The organism is Collinsella aerofaciens (assembly GCF_040926405.1).
In the GTDB taxonomy this organism is placed as follows: domain Bacteria; phylum Actinomycetota; class Coriobacteriia; order Coriobacteriales; family Coriobacteriaceae; genus Collinsella.
In genome coordinates, this window is the sequence record NZ_JBCOIG010000022.1 from 4,742 (window position 1) to 5,133 (window position 392).

2 tRNA genes are annotated in these 392 nt (G+C 54.1%); both read right to left on the minus strand.

Annotated features, from left to right (window positions below):
- Positions 1 to 205: 205 nt before the first annotated feature.
- Positions 206 to 280 (minus strand) — tRNA-Asn (locus tag AB5758_RS07830).
- Between the two features lie 33 nt (positions 281 to 313).
- Positions 314 to 388, minus strand: a tRNA-Asn gene (locus AB5758_RS07835).
- Positions 389 to 392: the final 4 nt, after the last annotated feature.

The following is a 392-nucleotide window of genomic DNA, read 5'->3' on the forward strand; positions in this document are numbered from 1 at the left end:
GGTCTCAGACACAAGAATCTCCTTATCTGGTGCTCGCGGCACCATGTCGTGGGAGCAATCATTGCAATATTCTACAACGACCGCGCCATGTTGAGGTGGTGGGTCGCGGGATTACATCCTCGACACGAAATGTTGATATGGCAACGTTCGAGTCAAGTGGTCGCGGCATGAAAAAACCCGCCGCATTGCGACGGGTTTTACAACCTGGCTCCCCGGGTAGGACTCGAACCTACAACAGCGCGGTTAACAGCCGCGTGCTCTACCATTGAGCTACCGAGGAATTTAAAGCCCAACAGAAAGGGCTGGAAAATTCTGGCTCCCCGGGTAGGACTCGAACCTACAACAGCGCGGTTAACAGCCGCGTGCTCTACCATTGAGCTACCGAGGAATAG